Origin of the sequence: Nocardioides sp. (assembly GCF_029937575.1) — a bacterium.
Lineage (GTDB): Bacteria > Actinomycetota > Actinomycetes > Propionibacteriales > Nocardioidaceae > Nocardioides.
The window spans coordinates 1-1,211 of sequence record NZ_JAPYPS010000074.1 but is presented as its reverse complement, the minus strand read 5'-3'; the positions used below and the strand labels follow the sequence as shown (position 1 = coordinate 1,211).

Below are 1,211 nucleotides of genomic sequence, written 5' to 3'. Positions count from 1 at the left end.
GTCCTGGTCCCACCCGGCTCCACCCTCGAGTTCCTCCCACCCTTCGCCGGCGGCTGAGTCCCAACTCGTTACCGGGTGAGACCCGTGGAGACTCCAGCGCCCCGCGCCGGAAACACATTGGTAAAGAGCGGCACTTAACTTCGCAGAGCCCCGCCAACGTGACGGAGCGCTACCCCCTTCTGCGATCGACTCCCCCGGGGCGCGACCCCGCGAGAGTCGACGTTGCTGACCCCAGGAGTACGTCAACGTGCACACCACACTCTCCCGGAGACTCGGGGCCGGCCTCAGCGCCGTCCTCGTCTCCGCGACGCTGGCCGGGTTCTCCGGCCCCGCGTCGGCCGCCCTTCCCGACCCCGAGCTGGCCTCGGGTGAGGACTTCACCGTCGAGCGCACTGCCGGCGGGTACCTGGTCACCGTCGAGCTCGACGATGCGCTGCCGATCAAGTCGGATGCCCCCACGATCGTGGTCGACGGGGTGACCGTCGGCATCGCCACCGAGTCGGCCGACGGCCGCTCCCTGAGCGTCTTCACCACCGACCCGAGCGTCGCCTCGGCCGATGACGTCGAGGCCGGGTGGTCGGCCGAGTCCGACCCCGCCACCAGCCCGGGCGCCCCCGGGGCCGACGACGCCGTCGCCGTACCCGACGTGCAGGCGGCCCCGTCCCTGGACGTCGACCCCACCGAGCACGGGGACTTCGACTGGACCGAGTCGATCTACTACTTCGGCGACCAGGCCATCGACCTGGCCGCCATCGGTGGAGTGCGCGGTGAGGTCGAGGGCAAGGTCTACCTCCCCACGACCGGCGGCGCCCGTCCCACCGTGGTGCTGCTGCACGGTCGTCACTCCTCCTGCTACGGCACCGGTCCGAGCAACCCACTGCGGTGGCCGTGCCCGATCGAGCCGGGCAACACCGACCGCAAGTCCATCCCGAGCTATGCCGGCTACGACGGCACCGCCCGCGCGCTGGCGAGCAACGGCTACGCCGTCGTGTCGATCTCGGCCAACGCCGTCAACTCCAACGACAACCAGCTCGCCGCCGACCAGGGTGCCCAGGCCCGCGGACAGCTCCTCCTGGACACGCTGACGATGCTCGACAAGGCGACCAAGGGTGAGTCGGTGTCGTTCTACGACGCCTGGCTCGACCGCACGGTCACCCTCGACCAGGCCTTCCTCGACGGTGCCGCCTCCTACGCCGTCCGCGGCCCCGAGG

General features: G+C 70.9%; 1 pseudogene. It reads left to right on the top strand.

What is annotated here, in order from left to right:
- Positions 1-247: 247 nt before the first annotated feature.
- A pseudogene (locus Q1K33_RS17965) lies at positions 248-1,211 on the top strand (hypothetical protein); the annotation flags it as partial.